At 61.8% G+C, this 24,860-nt stretch carries 21 protein-coding genes; 12 read left to right on the top strand and 9 right to left on the bottom strand.

The genetic code is table 11. From position 1 onward, the window contains the following. Positions 1 to 13 precede the first annotated feature (13 nt). Positions 14 to 2,764 carry a nitrate/nitrite transporter gene (locus ACFPWW_RS12665; RefSeq protein ID WP_377311894.1) on the bottom strand — a complete coding sequence of 917 codons (2,751 nt, stop codon included), beginning with the start codon at positions 2,762 to 2,764 and terminating at the stop codon, positions 14 to 16. A gap of 240 nt (positions 2,765 to 3,004) precedes the next feature. Between ACFPWW_RS12665 and ACFPWW_RS12660 the strand changes: the two genes are divergently transcribed. Beyond that, positions 3,005 to 3,733 carry a cyclic nucleotide-binding domain-containing protein gene (locus ACFPWW_RS12660; protein WP_377311893.1) on the top strand — a complete coding sequence of 243 codons (729 nt, stop codon included), beginning with the start codon at positions 3,005 to 3,007 and terminating at the stop codon, positions 3,731 to 3,733. 110 nt (positions 3,734 to 3,843) lie between these two features. Here the strand turns inward: ACFPWW_RS12660 and ACFPWW_RS12655 are convergent, their stop codons facing one another. The 4 genes from ACFPWW_RS12655 to ACFPWW_RS12640 all read right to left on the bottom strand — a co-directional run bounded on the left by ACFPWW_RS12655 (position 3,844) and on the right by ACFPWW_RS12640 (position 8,821). Then, complete coding sequence (locus ACFPWW_RS12655; RefSeq protein WP_377311891.1) at positions 3,844 to 6,012, bottom strand: methyl-accepting chemotaxis protein; 2,169 nt, start codon at positions 6,010 to 6,012, stop codon at positions 3,844 to 3,846. 194 nt (positions 6,013 to 6,206) lie between these two features. Beyond that, on the bottom strand, positions 6,207 to 6,494 hold the full coding sequence (locus tag ACFPWW_RS12650) for a DUF2934 domain-containing protein (RefSeq protein WP_112569838.1): 288 nt from the start codon (positions 6,492 to 6,494) through the stop codon (positions 6,207 to 6,209). A 148-nt stretch (positions 6,495 to 6,642) separates the two neighbouring features. Further along, a complete protein-coding gene (locus tag ACFPWW_RS12645) occupies positions 6,643 to 7,926 on the bottom strand; it encodes a cystathionine gamma-synthase family protein (RefSeq protein WP_377311889.1) in 1,284 nt (427 codons plus the stop codon). A 208-nt stretch (positions 7,927 to 8,134) separates the two neighbouring features. Beyond that, positions 8,135 to 8,821, bottom strand: coding sequence for a dimethylsulfonioproprionate lyase family protein (locus tag ACFPWW_RS12640; RefSeq protein ID WP_112569824.1), 687 nt, complete (start codon positions 8,819 to 8,821; stop codon positions 8,135 to 8,137). A 342-nt stretch (positions 8,822 to 9,163) separates the two neighbouring features. On the opposite strand from ACFPWW_RS12640, the gene ACFPWW_RS12635 reads away from it, so the two are divergent. From ACFPWW_RS12635 to ACFPWW_RS12610, 6 genes are all read left to right on the top strand, one after another. Beyond that, entirely contained in the window at positions 9,164 to 9,598 is a 435-nt protein-coding gene (locus ACFPWW_RS12635) for a helix-turn-helix domain-containing protein (RefSeq protein ID WP_112754925.1), read from the top strand. Between the two features lie 8 nt (positions 9,599 to 9,606). Then, positions 9,607 to 11,448, top strand: a complete 1,842-nt coding sequence (locus ACFPWW_RS12630; RefSeq protein WP_377311888.1) for a peptide antibiotic resistance protein — start codon at positions 9,607 to 9,609, stop codon at positions 11,446 to 11,448. 11 nt (positions 11,449 to 11,459) lie between these two features. Further along, complete coding sequence (locus ACFPWW_RS12625) at positions 11,460 to 11,678, top strand: hypothetical protein (protein WP_112569926.1); 219 nt, start codon at positions 11,460 to 11,462, stop codon at positions 11,676 to 11,678. Between the two features lie 48 nt (positions 11,679 to 11,726). Then, on the top strand, positions 11,727 to 12,884 hold the full coding sequence (locus ACFPWW_RS12620) for a YcaO-like family protein (protein WP_377311949.1): 1,158 nt from the start codon (positions 11,727 to 11,729) through the stop codon (positions 12,882 to 12,884). Further along, positions 12,881 to 13,600, top strand: a complete 720-nt coding sequence (locus tag ACFPWW_RS12615) for a TfuA-like protein (protein WP_112569816.1) — start codon at positions 12,881 to 12,883, stop codon at positions 13,598 to 13,600. Before ACFPWW_RS12620 ends, ACFPWW_RS12615 begins: the two co-directional genes overlap by 4 nt. Before the next feature lie 93 nt (positions 13,601 to 13,693). Continuing rightward, positions 13,694 to 13,945 carry a hypothetical protein gene (locus ACFPWW_RS12610; protein ID WP_377311887.1) on the top strand — a complete coding sequence of 84 codons (252 nt, stop codon included), beginning with the start codon at positions 13,694 to 13,696 and terminating at the stop codon, positions 13,943 to 13,945. An 86-nt stretch (positions 13,946 to 14,031) separates the two neighbouring features. On the opposite strand, the gene ACFPWW_RS12605 is transcribed toward ACFPWW_RS12610, so the two are convergent. Beyond that, positions 14,032 to 15,489 carry a right-handed parallel beta-helix repeat-containing protein gene (locus tag ACFPWW_RS12605; protein WP_377311947.1) on the bottom strand — a complete coding sequence of 486 codons (1,458 nt, stop codon included), beginning with the start codon at positions 15,487 to 15,489 and terminating at the stop codon, positions 14,032 to 14,034. A 204-nt stretch (positions 15,490 to 15,693) separates the two neighbouring features. Continuing rightward, the gene (locus ACFPWW_RS12600) at positions 15,694 to 17,022 is read right to left on the bottom strand and encodes a PLP-dependent aminotransferase family protein (protein WP_377311886.1); all 1,329 of its coding nucleotides are present in this window, start codon (positions 17,020 to 17,022) and stop codon (positions 15,694 to 15,696) included. A 100-nt stretch (positions 17,023 to 17,122) separates the two neighbouring features. On the opposite strand from ACFPWW_RS12600, the gene ACFPWW_RS12595 reads away from it, so the two are divergent. The 5 genes from ACFPWW_RS12595 to ACFPWW_RS12575 all read left to right on the top strand — a co-directional run bounded on the left by ACFPWW_RS12595 (position 17,123) and on the right by ACFPWW_RS12575 (position 22,013). Next, positions 17,123 to 18,094, top strand: coding sequence for a nitrate ABC transporter substrate-binding protein (locus ACFPWW_RS12595; RefSeq protein WP_112754991.1), 972 nt, complete (start codon positions 17,123 to 17,125; stop codon positions 18,092 to 18,094). Positions 18,095 to 18,140: 46 nt separating this feature from the next. Continuing rightward, on the top strand, positions 18,141 to 19,031 hold the full coding sequence (locus tag ACFPWW_RS12590; protein WP_112569810.1) for an ABC transporter substrate-binding protein: 891 nt from the start codon (positions 18,141 to 18,143) through the stop codon (positions 19,029 to 19,031). Continuing rightward, positions 19,028 to 19,969 (top strand): amino acid ABC transporter permease, encoded by a 942-nt coding sequence (locus ACFPWW_RS12585; RefSeq protein ID WP_377311885.1) that lies wholly within the window; start codon positions 19,028 to 19,030, stop codon positions 19,967 to 19,969. Before ACFPWW_RS12590 ends, ACFPWW_RS12585 begins: the two co-directional genes overlap by 4 nt. Next, complete coding sequence (locus tag ACFPWW_RS12580) at positions 19,966 to 20,745, top strand: amino acid ABC transporter ATP-binding protein (protein ID WP_112705128.1); 780 nt, start codon at positions 19,966 to 19,968, stop codon at positions 20,743 to 20,745. The genes ACFPWW_RS12585 and ACFPWW_RS12580 overlap by 4 nt, the downstream gene beginning before the upstream one ends. A gap of 86 nt (positions 20,746 to 20,831) precedes the next feature. After that, the gene (locus tag ACFPWW_RS12575; protein ID WP_112705127.1) at positions 20,832 to 22,013 is read left to right on the top strand and encodes a M20 aminoacylase family protein; all 1,182 of its coding nucleotides are present in this window, start codon (positions 20,832 to 20,834) and stop codon (positions 22,011 to 22,013) included. 75 nt (positions 22,014 to 22,088) lie between these two features. On the opposite strand, the gene ACFPWW_RS12570 is transcribed toward ACFPWW_RS12575, so the two are convergent. Then, positions 22,089 to 23,312 carry a GTP-binding protein gene (locus tag ACFPWW_RS12570; protein WP_377311945.1) on the bottom strand — a complete coding sequence of 408 codons (1,224 nt, stop codon included), beginning with the start codon at positions 23,310 to 23,312 and terminating at the stop codon, positions 22,089 to 22,091. Between the two features lie 53 nt (positions 23,313 to 23,365). Continuing rightward, the coding region (locus ACFPWW_RS12565; protein ID WP_377311884.1) for a DUF4082 domain-containing protein at positions 23,366 to 24,860 on the bottom strand (1,495 nt) is incomplete at its 5' end.

Below are 24,860 nucleotides of genomic sequence, written 5' to 3'. Positions count from 1 at the left end.
ATTTCTCCTGGTCTTATTCGGCGGCAGCCGCGTTGCCGGCGGCGCGGCGCCTGCCGCGCTCGATATCGTGAAGGAGGCCACCCTTGCGGGTGTAGGCGACCCAGGTGAGGGCGAGGCAGCTCACATAGAAGATGAGGAAGGCCCAGAGCGCGGCTTCTGCGCCGCCGGTGAAGCTGATCGAAAGCCCGTAGCCCATGGGGATGAAGAAGGCGCCGAAGGCGGCGATCGCCGACGTGAAGCCGGTGATTGCAGCCGCCTCCTTCTCCGCCTGCAGGCGACGGGTCTCGGCGCTCGCATCGGGCAGCAGCCGCACCATCTCCTTGCCCATGATCGCCGGGATCATCTGGAAGGTCGAAGCATTGCCGACGCCGGTTGCGAAGAAGAGCACCAGGAAGGAGATGAAGAAGCCCCAGAAAGCACCCGGCTGGTCCTTGGCGGCGATGAACCAGAGCACGCTGCCGGCACCCGCCATCATCAGTACGAAGACCCAGAACGTGACCCTTGCGCCGCCATAACGGTCGGCCAGCCAGCCGGTCCCCGAGCGGGAAATCGCTCCGACGAGCGGCCCGAGGAAGGCGAATTGCAAGGCGTTGACATCGGGAAACAGCGTCTTGGCGAGCAGCGGGAAGCCGGCCGAATAGCCGATAAAGGAGCCGAAAGTGCCGGTATAGAGCCAGCACATGATCCAGTTGTGCCGACGCCGGAAGATGACGGCCTGTTCGGCGAAGGACGCCTTGGCCGAGGCGATGTCGTTCATGCCGAACCAGCAGGCAAAGGCGGAGACGGCAATGAAGGGCACGAAGAAGAAGCCGGCATTCTGCAGCCACAGCGGGGCATCGCCCGCCACAGTCTTGGTCATCGCCGGGTCGCCGCCCAGCCAGCCGAAGATGCCGGCGGTGATGACGAGCGGAACCACGAACTGGACCACGCTGACGCCGAGATTGCCGAGCCCGGCATTGAGCGCCAGCGCGTTGCCCTTCTCCGACTTCGGGAAGAAGAAGGAGATATTGGCCATGGAAGAGGCAAAATTGCCGCCACCGAAGCCGCAGAGCAGGGCGAGCAGAAGCAGGACGACATAAGGCGTCTGCGGATTCTGCACGGCAAAGCCGATGCCGAGTGCGGGAATGATCAGCGACCAGGTCGTCAGCGTCGTCCACAGCCGGCCGCCGAAGATCGGCACCATGAAGGAATAGAAAATCCGGAAGGTCGCACCCGATATGCCGGGAAGCGCCGCCAGCCAGAAGAGCTGGTCGGTGGTGAAGGTGAAGCCGACGAGCGGCAGCTTTGCAACCACCACAGACCAGACCTGCCAGACCGCAAAGGAGAGCAGCAGGGCCGGAATGGAAAGCCAGAGGTTGCGGCGGGCGATCCGGCTGCCCTTTTGCGCCCAGAAGGTCGCATCCTCGGGACGCCAGTCTGTGAGCACGGCTTCGCTCGCACGCGGCTCGATCGCCGGCGTCGGCATGCCCTGCATTTCCGGGAAAGGCGGCAGGGCATCGAGCGTCTTCTGCGCCGCGCCGCGCTCCATCTGGCGGATGGAGACATGCATCCACACGAGCGCGACCGCGACCAGCAGGAACAGTGCCATGAAGCAGCTGGTCCAGAGCCCCGTCAGGTCAAGCAGGAGCCCGAAGAGGATCGGCAGCACGAAGCCCCCGAGGCCGCCGATCATGCCGACCAGGCCGCCGACCGCGCCGACGTGTTCCGGATAGTAGACGGGGATATGCTTGTAGACCGCCGCCTTGCCGAGCGCCATGAAGAAGCCCAGGATGAAGAGAACGGTCGTGAAGCTCACCAGCCCCATTTCGATATGGAAGGAAACGGGGCCATGGAGCGTGCGAACGACATAGTCCGCCGGCGGATAGGCGAGGATGAAGGTCGCCACGATCGAGACCAGGAACGTCCAATACAGCACGCGGCGCGCACCGTAGATATCGGACAGGCGACCGCCATAGGCGCGCAGCAGGCTCGCCGGCACGGAGAAGAAGGCTGCGATGATGCCGGCGGTGCGGATATCGAGGCCGTAGACGCCGATCAGATATTCCGGCAGCCAGAGAGACAGCGCGACAAAGGCACCGAAGACAAAGAAATAGTAGAGTGCGAAACGCCAGACCTGGATGTTCTTCAGCGGCTCAAGCTCAAGCCAGGCGCTCTTTGCCTTCTGACCGGTGCGGCGGCGTTCGGCATGAACGGGATCGTCCTTGGTGATGAACCAGAAGAGCAGCGCCGTAATCACCAGCGCTGCCGCCCAGATCTCGGCGACGGCATGCCAGCCCCAGGCGACCAGAACGAGGGGCGCCAGCAACTTGGTTACGGCCGAACCGACATTGCCGGCGCCGAATATGCCGAGAGCCGTGCCTTGCTTGCCCGGCGGATACCAGCGCGATACATAGGCGACACCGACGGCAAACGAACCGCCGGCAATGCCGACACCGAGTGCGGCGAGCAGCATCTGAGGGTAGGTTTGCGCAAAGGTCAGCAGGAAGGTCGCAAGCGCGGCCGCCAGCATGGTCGTCACGAAAACGAGACGTCCGCCATAGATGTCGCTCCAGATACCAAGCACGACCCGGATAAGGGACCCGGTCAATATGGGCGTTCCGACCAGAAGCCCGAATTCTGTTTCCGTGAGCCCAAGTTCCTGGCGAATCTTGATGCCGATGATGGCGAAGATCGTCCAGGCCGCAAAACAGACCGTGAAGGCAATCGTGCTTGCGGCAAGAGCGTTGCGTTGTTGTTTGCTATCGACTTCCTGGAAGGCAAGCATGGCCGTATTCCGTCCGTGGCAAGATGAACCGTCTTCAGTCTCGACATGGGTAACGGCGATCGCGTTGAGCGACTTTGATTTCAGTCAAATAGAAATCGGGAAATGCAGTAAATATAGAAGAACAACAATGTATAGGATCAAGACAACAAACATAAATCTGGCAGTTGATCTTAGTACTTTATACGCTTGATAATAATCAAGCACACGCCGGATACTCCCGGATGGGACGCGGAGAAATAGATGATAAGACCGGAAAATGCCGCCAAGGTTCGACAGCTCGAATTATTTGCGACAGGAAGCGAGACAACGTTCCTGTCATTCACCGAAACAGGTTTCGTGCAACGGTTTCCCCGCGGCATGGTGCTGTTTCGGGAGAACGAACCGGCCGATTTTCTCCATGTCGTACTCGGCGGAACCGTCGAGCTGTTTGCGGGATCGGACAAGCGCGAGACAACGCTGGACATCGTCCGTCCGGTCGGCGTCTTCATTCTCGCTGCAGTCCTGAACGACGAGGTCTATCTTCAGTCCGCCCGAACGCTCGAGCCGTCTGACATCCTGATGATACCCGCCGAGAAAGTGCGTGCTGCGATGGACACCGATCCCGGCTTTGCACGGGCGATCGTGATGGAGCTCGCCAGAAGCTACCGCCGCACCATCAAGGATCTCAAAGGCATGAAATTGCGCACCGGCGCCGAGCGGCTGGCAAACTGGCTGCTGCGGGCCGACAAGGAGCAAGGGGGCACCGGCGAGATCGATATTCGCATAGAAAAACGTACCCTGGCCTCGCGCCTCGGCATGACGCCGGAGAACCTGTCGCGAGCCTTCTCGACCTTGCGCCCGCATGGCATCGAGATCGACGGATCGAGGGTAGAGATCGTCAGGCCCGACGCGCTGATCGCATTCGCAGCGCCGGACCCGCTCGTCGACGATCCGGAGGTTTCCCCGCCGGACGGCCGGCCCGGGCGCTGATTGCCGGGGCAGCCGAAGGCTGCGCCGTCTCCGTCCGGCTTTCCTTTTCGCACCGGCATGCACGCCGCGGCAAGCGAACGGAGACGCCCCTCATGGAACATGCTGCACGGTCAGGCCGCTTCGGACGCTCGCGGCAGATCGCTCACCGGCCCGTGGCCGGCTTGAAACGTCTCGAGCTGTATCCTCAGATCCTCGGCCTGGGCCGCAAGAGAACCGCTGGCGGCATTCGTCAGCTCGACCATGGACGCATTCTGCTGCGTGATCTGGTCGAGCTGGCCGACCGTCGTCGTGATTTGCGCGAGCGCGACGGATTGTTCGACCGAGGACTGCACGATCGTGGTGATCTGCCGGCTGATGACTTCGACATGCTTGTCGATGCCCGTGAGCGCTTCGCCGGCCTTGCCGACGAGGGTTACACCGCCCGACACATCCTTCGACACCTGCTCGACGAGCTTCTTGATCTCGCGTGCGGCAAGAGCCGAACGCTGCGCGAGTTCACGCACTTCCTGGGCGACGACGGCAAATCCCTTGCCTGCCTCTCCCGCTCTGGCGGCCTCCACACCGGCATTGAGCGCCAGCAGGTTGGTCTGAAAGGCGATCTCGTCAATGACGCCGATGATCTGTCCTATCTGGTCGGACGATCTGTTTATCGCCTGCATGGCAGCAAAGGTATCGGCAGCGATCTTGCTTGCCTCGGCCGTATCGGCATTGGCGATGCCGACGGATATCTTTGCTTCCTCCGCGCCGCCAGCCAGCATCTTGACCGCCGCGGCAACCTCCTCCAGCGCCGCGGAGGCTTCCTCGATGGCGGTCGCCTGGCCAGCGGTGCGCCGGGCAAGATCATCGGCGGCGGCATGCAGATCGCCGCAGGCTTCGTCGATCGACCGCGCATTGTTTCCGGCAAGGGACACGACGCTCTCGAGCGCCTCGACGGATTGATTATATCCAAGGCGCAGCATCTCCAGGTCTGCCGCCAGCGGCCGCTCGATCCGATAGCGAAGGTTGCCGGCGGCCAGCTCCCGGAGACCGCGGTTCAACTCGTGCACGGCGCTTTCCAGTTCGCCGGCGCGGATCGCCCGCTCCCGTTCCCGTCTCTCGGTCTCTGCCTGACCTTCTGCGAGGCGAAGCATTTCCTGCTCGTGCTCGAAAACAGCCCGGCTTCTTGCCGCCTCGGTGGCGTGACGGACGGCCTGCGCCAGCGTGCCGATCTCATCCTTGCTGGTGATGGCGACCGCGGCCTCGTCCGCCTGCCCATCGGCCAGCCGCTCCACCGCCCCGGTGAGCTGCTTCAGCGGACGCGCGACGCCAAGCCCGATCGAGATCGACAGGAACAAGGCGAGGCCAGTTGCCAGGCCCAATACCAGACCGATGATCACCAGGGCTCGCAATTGCCGCCGCTCCCGGCCTTCGGCATCTGCCCGCAGGGAGGACAGTACCTTGCCTTCCATGACATGCATGGCATCGATGCGCTCGGACGCGGCCTTATGCCATTGCGCCGCATCCCAGCCGCTGAGGTCGATGCTCGCCCCGCCGCTGATCAGGTTTTGGCGCATCGTTGCAAGCGCCGACGGCCTGTCGGGAGAGACGGCGTCGATCTCCTGCGCAAGTGCGGGATGAATCTGCCTGAATTCATCGAGCAGCACGGCCTGTGCGCCGTAGAGCGAGGAAAGCTTCAGGATTTTCCCGGCATCGACACGGCCCGAGGAAATCGTCGCATTGCCGAGAGCCCGTTCCTGGCCGGCAAATTCCTTTGCGAGAGAAAGTTGGTTGTAGCCGGCAATCTGCGACATCATTCCGCTCGCCGTGGCCGGAGAGGCCAGCGCATGAGACATGGCAAGGAAACGGCCGATGAGGCGCGTGTAGAACAGATTGCTCTCATCCGATGTCACAGCGCCTTCATCGACCTGCCTGCGAAACGCGGTCAGTGCCGACAATTCCTCCGGTCCGACACCGGATTGAAGCTTCCGGCTTGCGGGCCACGCCTGCAGCGCGGCCGATACCAGACGGTCTGCCTCCAGCCGCGTATTCCTGAGCTGACCCGCTTTGTCCGGAGCACCCCGGCCAAGCAGGGTCGCGGACTGCCCACGCTCGGTCTGCAGCTGATGAATGGCATTGGCAATGTCCGAAACCTGCTCGGTGACGCTGACCAGGGTCCTGGCTTCCTGGTAGGCGCGCAGGCTTCCGTCGAGCCTGTCATAGGAAAGACCAGCCACGACGAGCAGCGGAAGGCAGACGGAGAGCAGAATTCTCTTTGTAATCGCGACGTCAGACAAACGCATGAACGATAGCTCCGCATGAGGCCGGCCTCATGCCGAGATACCGCAATTCATTTTCGGCCGCCCTGCCCTACGAGCCCGCGTGTCCCTCGTCTTTGCTGCACCGCAAACAGGACTGGACTTTCAGGTCCCGCGACCTCTCGCCAACCGTTCGATAGCCGCCTCTTCGCCGCCGATGACCCGACATCCCGCTCGGTTCAGTGTCGCGTCACGCTCCCGGTTGTCTTGGCCGGCTTTGGTGGCGGGGATGTCGTCGGAACGCTCTGGGCACCGCCCTTCGCCTTCGCTGCACTTTTCGGCTTGGCCGGGGCGCCCGCTGCCTTTGCGGAGCGAGGTTTCCTGGCAGCCTGGCCATCCGTCTCGACGCTGGCGACGATTTCCTGAAACGCCTGCAGCCAATGTTTCAGGTCCTCACCGTGGGGCCGGCCTTCCCGCTCCCAGATTTCGTAGGCACGCTGCCTGATGCGATCCTCGTTCGATGCCATCTGTCCCTCCTGTGAAGCTGTTGCCAAGAGCAATCACATGGCGCGTAGCGCGCCGAGGACAATGGCTGCGCACGCATTTCTGGCCGCCAGCGGGCGGAAACGTTATCCCCGCCGCCGATACGGCCGATAGGGCTCGAATCTGCGAGGCTTACGCCGCATCGAGCGCCGGCGTGAGATCGGCGATCAGGTCGTCTGGATGTTCGATGCCGATCGACAACCTGATCGTCGCTTCGAGGACGCCGATGCGCTGGCGCACCTCGGCCGGCACCCCCGAATGCGTCATGGTTGCCGGATGCGATGCCAGCGACTCCGTTCCGCCGAGGCTGACGGCAAGCTTGAAGATTTTCAGCGCGTTCAGAAACCGGAACGAGGCTGGCTGGCCGCCCTGGATATCGAAAGAGAACGTCGAACCGGCGCCGCTGCACTGGGCCGCAAAGGTCCTGCCGACGGCGGAGCCGGGATCGCTGTAAGGCAGGTAATGGATCGTCTCGACCTTGGGATGCTGCCTAAGGAAGTCCGCAACCGCCCTGGCATTGCTGTCGGCCCGCTCCATGCGGATCTGCAGCGTTTCGAGCGAACGCCCGAGCATCCAGCACGAATGCGGGTCGAGCTGCGTGCCGATGGCGCCGCGAAGCGACTTCACCTGTCTGATGAGCGCCCGGCTGCCGAGCGCCGCGCCGGCAATCAGATCCGAATGGCCGCCGACATATTTGGTGAGGGAATAAAGGGAGATATCTGCGCCATGTTCGATCGGACGCTGGAAGACGGGGCCGAGCAACGTGTTGTCGCAGGCGACAATGGGCGTGTGTCCCTGCCTCTGACCGATCGCATCGGCAATACGTCGGATCATCGCGACATCAACAAGGCTGTTCGTCGGGTTTGCCGGCGTCTCGATGAGGATGACCGAAACGCGGCCCTTCACCATTGCCTCCTCGGCTGCGGCCCCTACCGAGGCCTCGCTGACGCCATCGGCGAAACCGACGGCGGAAACGCCAAAATTGAGGAAGGTCTTCGCAAGCAACGTTTCCGTCCCGCCATAAAGCGGCTGCGAGTGGAGGATGGCATCTCCCGGGCGCACGAAGGCGAGCAGGACCGTCGCGATGGCCGACATTCCCGACGAAAACACCGCGCCGCTCTCGGCCCGCTCGTAGACCGCCAGGCGGTCCTCGACGATCTCGCTGTTCGGATGGTTGAAGCGCGAATAGACGAGGCCTGCTCCCTTACCCTCCGGCGGCTCTTTCCGGCCAGAGACGTAATCGAAGAAATCGCGGCCGTCTTCGGCGGAGTTGAAAACGAACGTGGACGTCAGGAAGACCGGCGGCTTGACGGCGCCTTCGGAGAGTTCCGGGTCGTAACCATAGTTCAGCATCTGGGTTTCCGGATGCAGGGGATGATTGCCGATATGGGTTCTTGGAGGATGCGGTGCAGTCATGGAACGTCTCCCTCGATTGGCGGCTTGCCGGCATCGACGTGCCTGCGCCTCGCTAATATCTGGAGCGCTGCAGCCACAGAGAAACACCCCTTGGCAGCTGGCTACGAAAATTTGCCGGATTGACGGCAGCGATCACCTGTTGCCATACCGCGCACTTGCCGGTGTCCCTGAAGGCGTCCCACGACGGAAGGTGTCAGCATCCTGCCGTTCACCTTCCGGTCTCCTCAACGTGACACCAGACCGCAAGAAGCGGGGTGGTGGTGCAACGCATGGCGAATGACTGTCCCGCTTCGGCAGCAAAGACACCGCCGATTCCGGTCGAAATCCAGCTCGCTCCGGCGATTGAAAGCTCGCAGGGGGACAAGAGCAGGAAGGCGCGGGAAAACCGCTGCACATGGTCGGGAAACCGGCTGTAGGGTTCCATATATGTGAGGCCGACCCGGATATCGGCCCGGTCTTCAAGGCCGCCCGGGCCGACAATCACGCTGTGGGCGTGGGCCTTCTCAAAATTCAGGCTGGCAAATGGCCCGCTTCTGCCCCTGATCCATACGAGCGATCCGGCGAGGCGCCGAACGCTCTGCGCGACCTCGGCGTAAATATCTCGGGCGGCGATTGCATTTTGAAGAGCGGCCTCGAGGCCGGAGGGGATTCCGGTATCTTGGGGCTGCTTGTCGCGCAGCGTTCCCGTGCGCTCAAGCTTTTGAAAGACTTTGCCCGCGACAAAACTCGCCATCGTCGAAGCCGATGGATGCAGCATCGCGCGGGCCAGCAAATTCAGAAAATTGTCGAGTTCGACCGGGCGTTCCGCCGCGCCCCGTTCGCGCAGCCTGCGTTTCACCGGCTCTTTCTCATCCGTGATGAGTAGATCTGCTTCTCGTTTGATTGTCCTGCGCATGACGCTCTCCGTGCAGACCCTCCCTACAGCGCCCCGCCTGGATCCGGCAAGGACTCTGATCGATCTGTCGCCGCGCCGCAATCGGCAATTCCGAAGGGGAGCCTCGCCGTCATCGCATCGGCCTTCAAGAATTTCCCCAGATCTAGCAGGGTTCAAGCCCGGTCCTTTTCTTCTCCCACCCCATTCCGGAACGGTCAACCGAATGATTCCGATACAGAAAAGCTGGATATCAGCGAAATGTTACTGGCGCCGCAGCGCCGATCACGGAAATTATTATATTACTTTCGGTTGCATTTTGACTCAAACCTCGCAATGATTATGCCCTGACCGGAGGTTCCAGCCATGAAGGCCAAGTCGCCCACTTCGATCGATGCCTATGTCGGCGGCAGAGTGCGGGCACGCCGCAAGCTGCTGCGCATATCGCAGGTTGGACTTGCCGAACGGATCGGCGTCACCTTTCAGCAGATCCAGAAATATGAGAAGGGCACGAACCGCATCGGTGCGGGCCGGCTGCAGACGATCGCCGAGACATTGGGCGTACCGGTACAGTTCTTCTTCGAAAACGACACCGAACCGAGCGACTACAACCTTGTCGGCAATGGCAGGGACGATCTGAATGCGTTTTTGGCATCGAAGGATGCTCAGGCCCTCAATCGCGCCTTCATGGCAATCGAGAGCCCAACGATCCGCCAGAAGCTCGTCGCCCTTGCCAAGAGCCTGGCCAGAAACACACATCCCGATATCGACGACATCATCCATCCCGAAACCGGCGCCTGAGGGCTTTCGTGCTTCACCTCCAGACCTTTGGCGAATTACGACTGACAGACGGCCTGGGCGTGGCGATCCGCTATCCGGTCAAGGCTCTGGTGATGCTCGCCTATCTGCATTCGTCGCCGGATCAGCAGCGCAGCCGGCAGGAGCTTGCGCGGTTCCTCTGGAACGAAACGGGAGATCATCTTGCCGATCTCAATTTGCGCAAGCTGATTTCGCGCATTCGCGAAACGTCGGCGACATCCGACGAACAGATATTGGATTTCGGGCCACCTTTCGTCACCCTGAACCGGAACGCCATTTCGGTCGATCTCGACATATTGCGGAAGGAAGACGAGCCGGTGGCTCAGCTGGCGGCCATCAGCGACCTTGTGCAACGCGGCTTCATTCCCGGTCTCAGTGCATCGACCAGGGCAATCGATGCTTGGATCGAGCGCGAACGGCAGCTGCATCTTCTCACCCTTCGAGACGTCTTCGTCAGGGCTGCGGACCATATTCGCGATGACGAACAGCGCCGCCTTCTGCGCCGCTCGGGGCTTCAGCTTCTCGAAGCCTTTCCGGGTGACGAACAGATTCGCTCGATCCTGCGCGGCACGGCAGAAGATCATTCGCAACGCCAGCCGCCGATGACGAGAGCCGTAGCAATGGCGGGCAGTCGCGTCATCGAGCGGCAAGACGCCGGCCCGCCGCAGACCATAACTGCGACAGCAGCGCCACGCCTTGTGCTGCTGCCCCCCGGCGCCGCGGCCCTGACACGAGAGGCTGCAATTGCCGACGCCCTTATCGAGGATGTCACGATCGAGCTCTGCGCCCTGCGCAACATATCCGTTGTCGCGCCCCATACGGCCGAGCAGATCCGCCGCGATTCCGACAAGGCGACCGTCGTTCAGCGACATTCCATTTCCTACCTCCTGGACACGCGGCTTTCCGGAGAGGGGCTCTATGCGCAACTCATCTATTTCCCGACCGACGAGATTTTGTGGGCCGCCCGGTTCGACATGGCGGTCGAAACCCTGCCGACGCAGAGACGATTGATCGCGCAGAGACTTGCGGACGCCGTTTCGGGGCAATTGAAGCGGAACGAAAGCATTCGCCTTCGCAACGAGGCAGAGCCTCAGGCCTACCATTCCTATCTCGTCGGTGCCGGCCTGCTTACCAAGCTGAGCTTGCCGGACATCCGGCGTGCGCGCAAATCCTTCAAGCGCGCCCTGCATTTCTCTCCGGACTATGCGCCCGCGTTCACGGGCCTGTCGCGGACGTTTACCAGCGAGTGGCTGCTGACTGCGCAGGGCGATCCCGACCTGCTGCAGCTCGCGGAAGATCAGGCGCTGCGGGCGATAGAGAGAGATTCGGAATCGGCGGCGGGGCATCGGGAACTGGGCGTGACAAAGCTCTACCAGGGCGCCGTCGACGACAGCGTTGCAGCCCTTAACCTCGCCGAAAGCCTCAGTCCGCACTATGCCGATGTGATCTACAGCCATGCCGACACGCTGGTCCATGCGTCGCGGCCCCAGGATGCGCTGGAGAAAATCAGGAAGGCGATCTCGCTCAATCCGATCGCACCCGACGCCTACCTCTGGTGCGCCGCCGGGGCGAGCTACTTCCTCGAACGTTACGAAGAGGCGCTCGCCTATGTCGATCGGATGAAAGACAAGGCACCGGCCTATCGCATCGCAGCCGCCAGCTGCGCAATGATCGGCGACCGAAAACGGGCACAGTTCTATCGGCAGCGCGCCGAGCTTCTCAATCCCGCTTTCGAAGTCGAGAAATGGCTCGCCTTGGTGCCATTCAAAGAGCAGTGGCAGAAAGAGCTTTACCGGGACGGTCTTTTCAAGGCCGGATTTTCAAAAAGCTGAAGGAGGTTTTTATGGCGAAAGTGGTTGTATTGGGTGTGTCGGGCGACAAGGGGCTTTGGCTGGTGGATATCGGCGCGGGGACCGTGACGCCGCTGCAGGTGCCTGCCAGCGGCGATCTGGCGGCAGCCGTCAAGCAGCGAGAAGGCGGCGGCACATTGATCAAGAATGTCGATTTCGCTGTCGCCGTTTCGTCGGCGCAGACTGTCTTCTCCGGTCACGTGGACGGCTGAAGGCGCGCGCCGCTGACCGGTCATCCCGATCCTTATTCCGACCGGACGATTGCGCCGCGGGACACATTGTCCCGTGTCGCTCCCTATCTAGAGGCCATGGGCATCACGCGCCTGTCACGACAGACCGATCTCGATTGTGTCGGTCTTCCGGTCTGGTGCGCCTTCACGCCGAACTCCCGGTCCCTGGTCATTGCGCAGGGCAAGGGATTGGAAGATATCGACGCCAAGGTCTCGGCGGCGATGGAAGCCCTGGAACGCGCCGTGGCGGGCGAACCCGTCACCGTCACCACGGTTTCGTCGGCACGAGAGCTGCGGCGCCAGGGCGACCATGCCGAACCGCTCGATTGTCTGGTCGCAAGCGGCGAGCGAGTTTTGAGCGAAGACGAGGTCCTGGTCTGGAGCCTGGCAACCGAGTTGCTTTGCGACCGGCCGATCCACGTTCCGCGGGATGCCGCCCTCCTCGACCGGACGCGGCGGAACCGGTTCTGGATGTCGTCGGACGGGCTCGCCTCGGGCAATACGCTCGAGGAGGCAATGTTTCATGGCATCCTGGAACGGATCGAGCGCGATGCCCATGTCCTGTGGCAGATCGTCGGCGATGACAAGCGCCATGCATGCTGCGTCGATCCGAGAAGTTTTTCCGATCCCGCGCTCTCCGGCCTGGTTGACAGGATCGAGGCTGCCGGGCTCGTCTTGAAGCTCTTCGATATCACGAGCGATATCGCCATTCCCTGCTATACCGCACTCGTCGCCCCGTCAGCCGTCACCGGCAAAGTGCCGCTCCGGTTCGTTGAGGTCACGGGAGGAAGCGGCGCCCATCCCTGGGGCGTGCGGGCGGCAATCCGCGCCGTGACGGAAGCGCTGCAGTCGAGATTGACCTATATTGGCGGCGCCCGCGACGATGTCTGGCCCGAATTGTTCACGACACCTCTTCCTGCACAGACCCGCCACGCCTTTCTTGCCGCCCCCGCTTCCGTATCTACGGCCGCGGTCGCAAGGCCGGCCGGCAACATATCGGTCCTTTTGCGGGAACTGCTGGCGAGGCTTCGCAGCAGCGGAATCGGCTCGGTGATTGCCCTCCCCCTGACACCTGCAAACCTGCCGTTTGCGGTGGTGAAGATATTCATACCCGATCTTGAGAACCCGGAAGGCAACAGGCTCCACCGTTTCGGCAAGCGTGCCCTTGCCAGAGCGATAAGCGCGTGAAGGTCGTCTTCATCGGCCCGAGCTTGCCCGATGCGGCAAGCCACGCCAGGGCAGGCATCGTTCTGCGGCCGCCGGCTGTCCAGGGAGATGTTTTGAGGGCGGTCGAAGATGGCGCCGACGTCATAGGCCTGGTCGATGGCGGGTTCGAAAATACCGCGCCGGTCTGGCACAAGGAAATTCTCTTCGCTCTCTCCCTCAATGTCACGGTCTTCGGCGCCGCCAGCATGGGCGCCCTGCGCGCCGCCGAATGTCGCGCTTTCGGAATGATCGGCGTCGGCCGGATTTTCAACGACTATGTCAGCGGGGCCATCGACAACGATGCCGACGTAGCGCTTCTGCACGAACCAATCGAAATGGGCGGCAGGCCGCTGACGGTGCCGATGGTCAATGTGAGAAGCACGCTGGACGAGATGGAAAGACTGCGGCTCTTCGACAAAACCCTTCGCCTGGCCCTCGAACAAACCGCCGCAGGCCTCTTCTTCAAGAAGAGAAGCTGGTCTCTCATTGTGCACGCATGTGCCGCAATACCGGAATCGCAAAGGCAATACTGGCTGAACATGTTGAAGACGCACGCCATCGATCAGAAACGGATCGACGCCCTGGCGCTTCTCGATGCCGTTGGCGACGCGGACGATCGGCGCAAGCCGATAAACCGCCATTGGGAGTTCAGAGAAACCACGCTCTGGTCAGAACAACTGGCCCGCTCAAAGGCTTAGGCACCTTTGCACCTATAAGGTGTTTCACGCGTTTTTCACGCACTTTAGTACTGAACTGTCCTTATGCTTATCCGCACAACCTGGAGAGTCGATATGTCGGTCATAGGGTCGGGAAAGCGCCAGTACGCATCGGCAGCGGCCACGGACAATCTTGAAGAGCTGATGGCTCTGGCTCGGATGATTACCTACGCAAAGGCGGTGGCGGAAGATTTGAAGATCGACCTGGGCGCCCAATCTCTCGATCTGGCGTTGACGGCGGTCACGCGGGAGCTGCGCAGGGCCACGAACGAAGATCTTCCTGGTCTGGAGCCGCTACTGGCGGACATAAATATCGAGCTGCACTGACCGTATCCCGCAGCTGCTGCATCAAAGCTGCGACTTGCGGGCCGAAAGGTCGCAGAAACCTTCGCGATTGATTGGATTGCCTGTTGTCAGAGCAGAAGGCTATCCCAATCGGCGGAGACGTTGGGTGTGTGCAAGTCGGTCTGATGCATAGCCGCATCTGCGATCTGATGATGGGAGGCCTCATGGCCGCTGGCATCATGACCTGCGGGATCGAAGGCACTGTTCGGGCCGTCGTGATCACCGTAGGCCGGATCCAGGCTGCTCGCATTGGGACCGTCACTCACAAAATGGCGAAAGAGAAAGGCGTCCTGGCCCAACTTGTCATCGCCATGATGGCTGTGGTTTCCGTCAACCGTGTCTGACGACGTCTTCGCGTTCTTGTCTGCGGAAGCAACCGTGGGATCGGCAGGAGTATGCGTTGCTTCAGCGGCAAGCGTATTGTCCACATGGACAGCCTGGGCCTGACTCTCATCAAGCGTGTAGTTGTCGCTGACGGGAAAGGTATTTGCGGCCACGATTGCCGGCGAGATGCTGGTCGGCACCACATCGGCGGCAATGAAATTCTCGTGAAAGGCGCCTGAGGCAGGCCTGTCGATCTTCAGCGCCGCCTTCGACAGGTCGTCAAACGTGTTCCCGTAAATGTCGATCCCTTCGCGAATATAGGGGTAGGTGCTGGCGGCGCTGATCGAGACCCCCCAGATGCCGTCATGGATGTGGTTGCCCGATATATCGTAATCCCTTGTGTCGCCCTCATCGCCAAGACCGATTGCGTAAGACCAGCTATAGCCGCCGTAGCCGGAGATATCATTGTCATGAATGGCAATATTCGTGCCGGCCTGCGCGCTGATTCCAAAGCCGCCGCCGACCAGCGTATTGTTCTCGACGACGGCGTTTTCGACCGTGCCGAGCACCAGTACGCCCTTTGGGCTGGCCGCATTCGTCTGGTCGAGGTAATTGCCGCTGATGACAACGTTGCTGCTGTGGTCCAGCTGAATGGCGTCAGCCGTCTTTCCGTGGCTGTTGGTCACGGTGTTGTTGATAAGATTGACGCCATTGACCTTTTCGATCCACATGCCGTCGCTGTTGACGTCGCTGATCCTGCTGTTTTCGATCGTGATATTCTGGCCGGTCCTGAACATGACGGAGCCGGCACCCGATAGTCCGGTATGTTCAACATCGACGTTGCGGACCGTCCAGTTCGAAACATTGCCGGCCCAGATGGCCGCGCCTGCCGTATCGGCGATCTTGATATTCTCGATGACAATGTTCGACGTGTTCTGGCTGGCGATGCCGTTCCCAGCGCTACTGTGGATAACGGGCGCCTCGCCCTCCCCATAACTGCCGATCGTGATCGGAGCGGTCGTGCTGCCGGAATACTTGAGGTCGAACTGTTCGTTGAAGACGCTTCCGGCAGCAAGAAGCACGGTGTCACCGGGCTGCAGTCTCAGGGATTCCACTTTCGACAAGGTCGCAAAAGCAGAATTTTCGTCCGTACCGGTGTTGGCGTTGGATCCTGTCGCTGAGTTTACATAGTAAATCGTCATATCGCCTTTACCTTTTGCGCAGCCCACGCCTGATTGAGATTGAACCGATCAAGAGAACGATGCCAACAATGCCACATTAATGCGGCACATTCGTGTTCTGCTTGTGATTTGATTTTTTACAGTTAAAACTTCCCGCATTGATTGCGTTTTCGCCTATTTTGAGACAGGCCGGCGCCCTCGGGACAGCCGCAGCGATCTCACAGACTAGACGGGGCCGGCAGCGAGTGCGATCGAGTCGGCCACGTCGTTTACCCGGTCGGACAGTATCGCGGTCGCGACGCGAAGATGCGCGCTGGGAAGGATGGAGAACTTGGCGCCGGGGTGAACCGCAATGCCTCTTGCCGCCAGCGTGACCATCGCAAAGGGTTCGGATACGACCGGAACCCAGGCGCACAGACCGCCGCCATGCTCCACTTCCATGCCACGCTCCCGCAGGGCATCGACCAGATCGGCTCGACGCCGGCAGTAGATGTCGCGGGAATGTTGCAGCGTGTCTTGTGTCACGGGGTCGCGCAGGAGCCATGCGGTCGCAGCCTGCAGGATACGGCTTGTCCAGCCGGCGCTGAAGCTGCGATAGGACTGTATCTGTTCGACGATCGCCCGCGAGCTTGAGAGCACGGCAAGTCTCAGATCCGGACCATGCGTTTTTGAATAGGAAAGAATGTGAATTGTCCGGTCGACAAAGCGGCCGCCGAGCGAATGACGCGGGGCCGTGGAAATGTCGGCGACGCCGTCATCTTCGACAATCAAGGTGTCCGTACCGTCAAGAATGTCTCCAAGCCGCTGCAGTCGCGCGCTGCTGACGCTCTGACCCGTCACCGAATGAAGCCGCGGCTGGAAAATGAAGGCGACGGGCCGCAGCTTCATGGCGGCTTCGAGCGAGGCAGGCAGCGGCCCTTCCCGATCGCACTGGACAGGAAGGATACGAACGCCGCGGTCTTCGAGAATGTCAAGAAGCCGCATGGCGGTCGGGTCCTCGATGGCGACGGACGCACCGGGCATGACGAGCGCCTGGATGAGCGTGTAGACGGCGTTATAGCCCCCGTTCGTCGCCAGAAATGCCTCCGGTTCGTATGGCCAGGTCTTTCTGACAACCTCTTCGAGTTCCGGAAGGATACGGCTTCGCTCGTAACTGTTGAGATTTTCCGCCGACGCTCCGTAAGCCATGGCTTGCGCAAGCTTGGGTAAAAGCCTGATATCCGGCACAGCCGCGCTCAGGTCGAGAACGCCGGCTCCATAGTGGCCGGCGCTGCCGAGCCGTTCGGGCTTGGCCACGAAACGGTCGCCGCTCACCCAGGTGCCGTTGCGCCCCCTGCCGGTAATGATCTTCTGGCGCCTCAGTTCGCTCCAGGCCTCCGAGATCGTCGCCGGGCTGATGCCGAGCGCAAAGGCGAGATCACGGATCGGCGGCAGCTTCGTTCCGACGGGAAGCGCCCCGGCCCGGATCAGGGCGCTGGTTTCGATCGCAATTCCCCGAATTGTCCGATCGGTCAATTTTTGGGCAAACCAGGCTGCGTCGACAGTATCGCTCATTTAATCGCCATTTTTAATGTTCAATAACGTAATAACATTTGATCGGAAAAATTTGAACATTTAATTGTTCCGAAAACAAGATCATTGCGAGTGAATGCCGATGCCCCTTAGCCTGCGACTTGCCCTCCGTGACTGGGACTACATGACGCCCCTGGTCCTCGGCGACGTCTCCTCCCCCAAGCTTGACATCAAGGTCGACCGCGTCGGCACCTTGCTCTCGCATCTCGGCAAAAGCGAAGACTACGACGTCGCGGAGATGTCCTTCAGCCGCTACACGCAGCTTTGCATCGATGGCGACAAGAGCATTGTCGGCATTCCGAACTTCATCATGCGCGGCTTCCGCCATCGCTGCATCATTACCCGCAAGGACAGCCCCGTCACCGAACTCGGCCAGCTCGCCGGAAAGCGCATCGGCGTCACCGGATGGCGCGACTCCGGAAATACCTGGACAAGAGCGGCGCTGCGCCGCGAGGGCGTCGGCGTCGAAGATGCCCTGTGGTATGCGGGCCGCCTGACGGAAGCCCATCCGATCGTCGATCGCCTTGACGGGTTCGGCCGGCCCGGCCGCATCGAAGCCGCACCCGGCGAGCGCCCCATGGTCGACCTGCTTAAGGAAGGCTTCCTCGATGCGATCTTCACGCCTTTCATGCCCGACGGCTATTTCGGCGGCGGATCGCCGTTCCGGCAGGTCGTTTCCGATTTCAGACGTGCCGAGCGTCGATATTTCGATGATGTGGGCTATGTTCCAGGCATGCATCTGATCGGCATCAAAGCGGGCATCGTCGCGCAGAACCCGTGGGTGATCGAAGAGCTCAGCAAGCTGATCGATGAATCGCAGCGGATGTGGTTGAGCAAGCGCCGCAAATATGCCGACACCTCGCCCTTCATGATGGACGAGCTTTTGAAGTCTGCGGCCGAGCTTCCGGTCGGCTGGGACGCCAGCGGTTTTGCGGTCAACCGCAAGATGATCGCCGACTTCGCCAACGAACTTCACATCCAGGGCATCCTGCCGCGGCTGATGACGCCGGAAGACCTCTTCTCCTTCGATGTGGACGGTAGCCGCATCGGGTGAGCGCAAGACGAAACGCATAAATTCGAACCAAACAGGGGAATGAATAATGTCGATCAGGAAAATTGCATGCCTTGCTCTGACGAGCGTCGTGATCTCGGGAACGGCCTTCGCTGAAGATGCAGCCCTGCCCAAGCTTTCGGTCAACGACGCGCTTCATGCGCAACTGCCCGAAGCAATCCGCACGTCCGGCAAGATGATCTCGGTCAACAACGGCTCGTTTCCGCCCTATGAAATCGTCACCGGTACCGAGATGACCGGCGCCAGCGCCGACCTGACCGACGCGCTCGGCCAGATTCTCGGCGTCAAGATCGAGCATGAAACGGTCGGAGGCCTGCCGGCACTGCTCGCCGGCGTCAATTCGGGCCGTTACCAGTTTGCCTTCGGCCCCGTCGGCGATTTCAAGAGCCGTGAAGAATCCAACGACTTCGTCGACTGGGTGCAGGAATTCGTGGTTTTCTCGGTGCAGAAGGGCAATCCGAAGGGTATCACCTCGCTCGATACCGCCTGCGGCAACCGCATCGCCGTCATGGCCGGCGGCTCGGCCGAAAAGGTCATCCAGGTGCAGGCCGAAAAATGCAAGACCGATGGCAAGGCCGCGATCGAGGTGCAGTCCTTCACCGACCAGCCGAGTTCGATCCTTGCCGTTCGCTCCAAGCGGTCGGATGCCTTCTTCTCTTCCCAGGCGCCGCTCACCTATTTCGTGTCGCAGGCCAACGGCCAGCTGGAACTGACCGGCGTCGGACAGAAGAACGGCTTCGAGAACCTCTATCAGGGCGCGGTTGTCGCAAAGGGCTCGCCGCTCGGCCCGGTCCTGCGCGATGCGATCAAGGTGCTGATGGACAATGGCGCCTATGCCGCGATCATGAAGAAGTGGGGCCTTGAGAACAACATGATCAAGGAGCCCGGCATCAACCTCGGTGGGACGCTTCCGAAATGAGCAAACAGACGCAAATGCTCGCATCGCCCTCCGGCGATGCGAGAAGCCGGGATGTGGCCCATGCCCACAAGCCCTTTCCCAAGGGCCGCGTGACGGCCTGGGTGGTCACGCTTGCAATCGCCGCCTACTGGGCCTGGTCGGTCGCAAATAACGAGAATTTCGGCTGGCCGGTCGTCGCCCGATATTTCTTCGACCCGACCGTCGTCAAAGGCCTCTACGTCTCGCTCGGCCTGACTGTGGTGGCGATGGCCATCGGCATCGCGCTCGGCCTCGTTCTGGCCGTCGCGCGAATGTCCCGGGACCGGCTGGCAAGTTCGCTCGCCTCCCTGTTCATCTGGTTCTTCCGCGGAACCCCGCTGCTGGTACAGCTGATCTTCTGGTACAATCTCTCGACATTGTTTCCGACCCTGTCGATCGGCATTCCCTTCGGCCCGACCTTCATGAGCTGGGATACGAATTCGGTGATCAGCCCGATGACGGCCGCGATTGCGGGGCTCGCCCTTAACGAATCCGCCTATATGGCGGAAATCATCCGCGGCGGGTTGCTTTCGGTGGACAAGGGTCAGTTCGAAACGGCCGAAGCCTTCGGCATGACGCGCATCCGCGCGCTTCGCCGCATCATCATTCCGCAAGCCATGCGCTCGATCGTTCCGCCGACCGGCAACCAGCTGATCAGCATGATCAAGGCAACCTCGCTCGTCAGCGTTATCGCCATGGCCGATCTCCTCTATTCGGTGCAGTCGATCTACAACCGCACTTTCGAAATCGTGCCGATGCTGCTCGTCGCCGTTCTCTGGTATCTGCTGATCACATCGGTCCTGAATGTCGGCCAGGCCTATATCGAGCGCTATTACAGCCGCAGCGATCGCCGTACCGGTGCCGCCAGGCCCGTAAAGGAAGCGGCTGTCATGGCACAGGCAACGGAGGCAGGCGCATGAACGAGATCTCCACCGTCGAGCCGCTCGTCAGGGCACGCAACGTCCACAAGTCCTTCGCGGATCTGGAAGTGCTGAAAGGGATCGATCTCGATGTCGCGCCCGGCGAGGTCGTCGTCGTCCTTGGCCCGTCCGGTTCCGGCAAGTCGACGTTCCTGCGCTGCATCAACCACCTCGAATCCATCAACCGGGGTTCGATCGAGGTGGATGGCGAACAGATCGGCTACCGCCTGCACAAGGACCGTCTGCTGCAGCTGTCGAACCATGCGATCGCCCTGCAGCGCCGCAAGATCGGCATGGTGTTCCAGCAGTTCAATCTCTACCCGCATATGACGGCGCTGCAGAACATTATCGAGGCGCCGGTCGGCATCCACGGCGAGAGCCGCAAGGTCGCCACCGAAAATGCGCTGAGGCTCCTGGACCGGGTCGGGCTTTCGGCCAAGGCCGACAGCTATCCGCGCCAGCTTTCCGGCGGCCAGCAGCAGCGCGTGGCGATCGCCCGCGCGCTGGCCATCAAGCCGAAACTGATGCTCTTCGACGAGCCGACCTCCGCGCTCGACCCCGAACTGGTCGGCGAGGTTCTCGCCACAATGCGGGATCTCGCAAACCAGGGCCTGACGATGATCGTCGTCACCCATGAGATCGGCTTCGCCCGGGAGGCGGCCGACCGCGTCGTCTTCATGGATGGCGGCAAGGTCGTGGAACAGGGCAAGCCGGAAGACGTGATCGGCAACCCCCAGCACCCCCGCACCAGAAGCTTCCTGTCGCGCTTCATCTAGCGCGGCGGCTCCTCCTGCCTTGCCCTGCAGGCTGGCTTCGACCTCAGCCGGCCGGCGATACCGCGCCCCATGAAACTGGAACTGCCATGTCCCTCGACAATGATTTTGCCCGCCTCTCCGATTTCGAACCGATGGAGGCCGAATTGACGGCCATCCGCCGGCATCTCCACGCCCATCCCGAGCTCTCCTTCGAGGAAGCCGAAACCGCGCGTTTCGTTGCCGAAAAGCTCGAATCCTGGGGTTATGACGTGACCCGCAATGTCGGCGGCCATGGCGTGGTTGCGCGCATGACGGTCGGTGCCGGAACGAAGAGCATCGCCATCCGCGCCGACATGGATGCCCTACCGATCACCGAAGAAACCGGTCGCCCCTATGCCAGCACGGTCGCCGGCAAGATGCATGCCTGCGGACATGACGGCCACACGACAATCCTTCTCGGCGCGGCCGAATATCTGGCGCGCACGCGCCGCTTCAACGGCACCGTCAATCTGATTTTCCAGCCGGCCGAGGAGGCCGGCGCCCTGAGCGGCGCCCCGGCAATGATCGCAGACGGCCTGTTCGAGCGCTTTCCCTTCGACGTCATCTTCGGCCTGCACAACCACCCCGGCGCGCCCGAGGGAACCTGGCTGATGCGATCAGGCCCGCTGATGGCGGCTGCCGACAGCGCCGAGATCGTCATCAAGGGCAAGGGCGGCCACGCCTCGCGGCCGCATCTGACCGTCGATCCGGTGGTCATTGCCTGCAACCTCGTCGTCAGCCTGCAATCGGTCGTCTCGCGCAGCATCGATCCGACACAGACCGCCGTCGTGACGGTCGGCGCGATCCATGCCGGCGAGGCCGCAAACGTCATCCCCGAAAGCGCGAAACTGCTGCTCAGCATCCGCTCCTTCGATCCGAAGGTGCGTGACACGCTGGAGGTCAGGATCCGCAAGCTCACTGAGACGATTGCCGAAGGTTACGGTGCAACCGCGGAAATCGAATACACGCGGGGGCACCCCGTGGTCGTCAATTCGGAAGCGGAGACCGAATTCGCCCGCACTGTCGCGGAAGAGCTTGTCGGTTCGGGCAATGTAGCCCTCTGCAACCTCATTCCCGGCAGTGAGGATTTCTCGCATTTCCTCGAGCACAAGCCCGGCAGCTTCCTGCGGCTTGGCAATGGTGTGGAATCCGCGATCCTGCACAGCGCCAAATACGACTTTGCCGACAAATCCCTGACGGTGGGTGCGGCTATGTGGGCACGCTTGACCGAACGCTATCTCGACGGCTGAGCCCGGCCGGGCAGCAGGCCATGACCGCCTGCGTCCGTGCGGTCACAGTGCAGATATCGCAGCACTGCCCCTGAACTACCAAGCCGGAAACGGATCTTCGAGATCCGCCCAGTCGCGCGGATCCGCGCTGGCGAGGCAACCGTCCAAGGCGGTGCGAACACCTGTCTCGTCCATGCCGACCCCGATAAACACCAGCTCCTGCCGGCGGTCGCCCCAGGCGCTGTGCCATCGGCTCTGCAGGTGCTGATGAAACTGCTGATGGCTCGGCCAATCCTGTCGCGGAACGGCCGCCCACCAGAGCCCCATGGGTTCGCAGCGTCGCTGCGCCCCGGCCGCCGACATCAGACCCACATGACGCGGGCGCGTGGCGAGCCAGAAATGCCCCTTGGCGCGCAGCACTCCCGGCCAGGGCTCGTCCAGAAATGCGCGAAACCGCTTCGGGTCGAAGGGGCGCCTCGTGCGGTAGACGAAGCTCGATACCCCGTATTCTTCCGTCTCCGGAACATGCTCGCCCGGACTGTACAATTCCTTGTGCCACAAGGGATGGGCGGCGGCCTTTTCTTCGTCGAAAAGGCCGGTATCGAGGAGGGCTGCCAGGGGAACCTTGCCGAGGTCCGTCTCCACCTGACGCGCATCCGGATTGAGCGACGCAACTGTCCTGCGGATCTCCGCGCGGACCTCTTCGCTCACGTCCGAGATCTTGTTGATCACGACGACATCGGCGAACTCGATCTGGTCGACCAGCAGGTCTATGAGCGTGCGCCGGTCCTCACCGTCGCGCTGCAGGCCGCGGTCGGCAAGCAGGTCGGCGCTGCTGTAGTCGGCCAGCAGGTTCGCAGCGTCGACGACCGTGACCATCGTGTCGAGCCTGGCAAAATCGGAAAGCGAAATGCCGTTTTCGTCGCGAAAGGAAAAGGTTGCCGCGATCGGTCGCGGCTCGGCAATCCCGGTGCCTTCGATCAGCAGATAGTCGTATCGTCCTTCTTCGGCCAGTCGCCGCACCTCCGTCAGCAGGTCGTTGCGCAGGGTGCAGCATATGCAGCCATTGCTGAGCTCGACCAGGGCCTCCGTCGTATGGGAGAGGTTGCAGCCACTGTCTCGAATGAGGTCCGCGTCGATGTTCACTTCGCTCATGTCGTTGACGATGACGGCGACCCGCAGACCCTCACGATTGTTCAGGATATGGCTGAGAAGCGTCGTCTTGCCGGCGCCGAGAAAGCCGGCGAGCACGGTGACGGGAAGCCGCTCGATCGCGGTTGTCGGCATGCCTTGAATGCGGGCGCTCGGAGCGGTCGGCATTTGCGTCATATGAGCCTTCATTCGAATCCCGTTCGTAACCTCCTTGCGATGTCTCATGCGGCAAGTTGCGGGCGGAAGACCACATCGGCGTAGTAATTTGCTGAATCGTAGGTGTTGTTCGGGAAGAGCCCCGTGGTGGCGGATCCGCCATAGGCGTAAACGCCGTTACCGCCGGCGACAGCACTTGACTGAGCGGTCAGCGGGCCGTTCGTCACAGCATTGTTGAAGAAGCCGTCCGTCGCCACGTATGCACCGGTGGTGTGGTAGGAGGCGATATAGTTGGTGTTGGCGGCGATTGCGACGGGCGTTGCGAAGTTCACCGTCTGCCAGCCGCTCGCCGTCGTATTGGTGAAGGTGGCGCTTGCAAGCTTGGTGCCCGTGGTGGTCCACAGGTCGACGACGTTCTGCCCGTTGTCGTTGGCGCTGCGATAGAACTTGATGCCGGTGATTTCGCCGGCGACATTCGACTGGAACTTGACCCCGACCTCAAGCTGCTGACCGTCGTTGAGGTTCGTCTGGGCCGGCGTGCTGGAGGCGGAAAACAGGCTGTAGGTCGCAGGCGCCGTCGATACCGCAACGTTGAAAGTCTCGCTGGCCGACAGGCCGCCAAGATCGGTTGCCGTTACCCTGACGCCATAGGTGCCCGATGCCGTCGGCGTGCCGGAGAATGTCCGCGTCGTGGCATTGAAGCTCAGCCAGGCGGGCAGCGCCGTGCCGTCGGCGGACGTTGCCGTGTAGGTCAGCGTCTCGCTGCTGTCGACATCGGTGAAGGTCGTGCTCGGCAGCACGAAGGAGAAGGCGGAACCGGTGGTGGCATTTTGCGTGCCGGTCTGCACGGCCAGCACCGGCGCATCGTTGGCGCCGTGGATGGTGATGGTGATATTGGCCGTGGCCGTGGCACCGGCCGTGTCACGCATCGTGTAGCTGAAGACCTCGCTCAGCGTGTTGGTCGACTGGCGCAGTGCCTGGACGGCGGCATTGCTCTCGTTGACGGCATAGGTGTAGGCGCCCGACGCGTTGAGCACGAGACTGCCATAGGTGCCGTTCAGCGCCGTGCCGAGCGTGCCTGATGTCGAACCGAAGCGGACTGCCGTCACCGTCTTGGTGTCGCCGGCATCCGCATCGGTGTCGTTGGTCAGGACGTTGCCGCTCGCAACCACGCCGCCCGAGCCGTTCGCCACCCCGCCCTTCTCCGTCGCGTCACCCGCATCGGCAACCGCCGTCGGTGTCGCGTTGCCGGGTGTCGATACGGCGATATTGAAGGTCTCGCTGGCCGACAGGCCGCCAAGATCGGTTGCCGTTACCCTGACGCCATAGGTGCCCGATGTCGCCGGCGTGCCGGAGAACGTCCGCGTCGTGGCATTGAAGCTCAGCCAGGCAGGCAGCGCCGTACCGTCGGCGGACGTTGCCGTGTAGGTCAGCGTCTCGCTGCTGTCGACATCGGTGAAGGTCGTGCTCGGCAGCACGAAGGAGAAGGCGGAGCCGGTGGTGGCATTCTGCGTGCCGGTCTGCACGGCCAGCACCGGCGCATCGTTGGCGCCGTGGATG

Source organism: Rhizobium sp. GCM10022189 (assembly GCF_042656325.1).
Lineage (GTDB): Bacteria > Pseudomonadota > Alphaproteobacteria > Rhizobiales > Rhizobiaceae > Rhizobium.
Note: the sequence above shows the minus strand (reverse complement) of the source record. Positions and strands in the feature narration are given on the sequence as shown.

Excerpts from the sequence above, each read along its gene's own strand:
- ACFPWW_RS12665 (WP_377311894.1), bottom strand. The coding sequence starts at position 2,764 with ATGCTTGCCTTCCAGGAAGTCGATAGCAAACAACAACGCAACGCTCTT.
- ACFPWW_RS12660 (WP_377311893.1), top strand. The coding sequence starts at position 3,005 with ATGATAAGACCGGAAAATGCCGCCAAGGTTCGACAGCTCGAATTATTT.
- ACFPWW_RS12655 (WP_377311891.1), bottom strand. The coding sequence starts at position 6,012 with ATGCGTTTGTCTGACGTCGCGATTACAAAGAGAATTCTGCTCTCCGTC.
- ACFPWW_RS12650 (WP_112569838.1), bottom strand. The coding sequence starts at position 6,494 with ATGGCATCGAACGAGGATCGCATCAGGCAGCGTGCCTACGAAATCTGG.
- ACFPWW_RS12645 (WP_377311889.1), bottom strand. The coding sequence starts at position 7,926 with ATGACTGCACCGCATCCTCCAAGAACCCATATCGGCAATCATCCCCTG.
- ACFPWW_RS12640 (WP_112569824.1), bottom strand. The coding sequence starts at position 8,821 with ATGCGCAGGACAATCAAACGAGAAGCAGATCTACTCATCACGGATGAG.
- ACFPWW_RS12635 (WP_112754925.1), top strand. The coding sequence starts at position 9,164 with ATGAAGGCCAAGTCGCCCACTTCGATCGATGCCTATGTCGGCGGCAGA.
- ACFPWW_RS12625 (WP_112569926.1), top strand. The coding sequence starts at position 11,460 with ATGGCGAAAGTGGTTGTATTGGGTGTGTCGGGCGACAAGGGGCTTTGG.
- ACFPWW_RS12610 (WP_377311887.1), top strand. The coding sequence starts at position 13,694 with ATGTCGGTCATAGGGTCGGGAAAGCGCCAGTACGCATCGGCAGCGGCC.
- ACFPWW_RS12605 (WP_377311947.1), bottom strand. The coding sequence starts at position 15,489 with ATGACGATTTACTATGTAAACTCAGCGACAGGATCCAACGCCAACACC.
- ACFPWW_RS12600 (WP_377311886.1), bottom strand. The coding sequence starts at position 17,022 with ATGAGCGATACTGTCGACGCAGCCTGGTTTGCCCAAAAATTGACCGAT.
- ACFPWW_RS12595 (WP_112754991.1), top strand. The coding sequence starts at position 17,123 with ATGCCCCTTAGCCTGCGACTTGCCCTCCGTGACTGGGACTACATGACG.
- ACFPWW_RS12590 (WP_112569810.1), top strand. The coding sequence starts at position 18,141 with ATGTCGATCAGGAAAATTGCATGCCTTGCTCTGACGAGCGTCGTGATC.
- ACFPWW_RS12585 (WP_377311885.1), top strand. The coding sequence starts at position 19,028 with ATGAGCAAACAGACGCAAATGCTCGCATCGCCCTCCGGCGATGCGAGA.
- ACFPWW_RS12580 (WP_112705128.1), top strand. The coding sequence starts at position 19,966 with ATGAACGAGATCTCCACCGTCGAGCCGCTCGTCAGGGCACGCAACGTC.
- ACFPWW_RS12575 (WP_112705127.1), top strand. The coding sequence starts at position 20,832 with ATGTCCCTCGACAATGATTTTGCCCGCCTCTCCGATTTCGAACCGATG.
- ACFPWW_RS12570 (WP_377311945.1), bottom strand. The coding sequence starts at position 23,312 with ATGCCGACCGCTCCGAGCGCCCGCATTCAAGGCATGCCGACAACCGCG.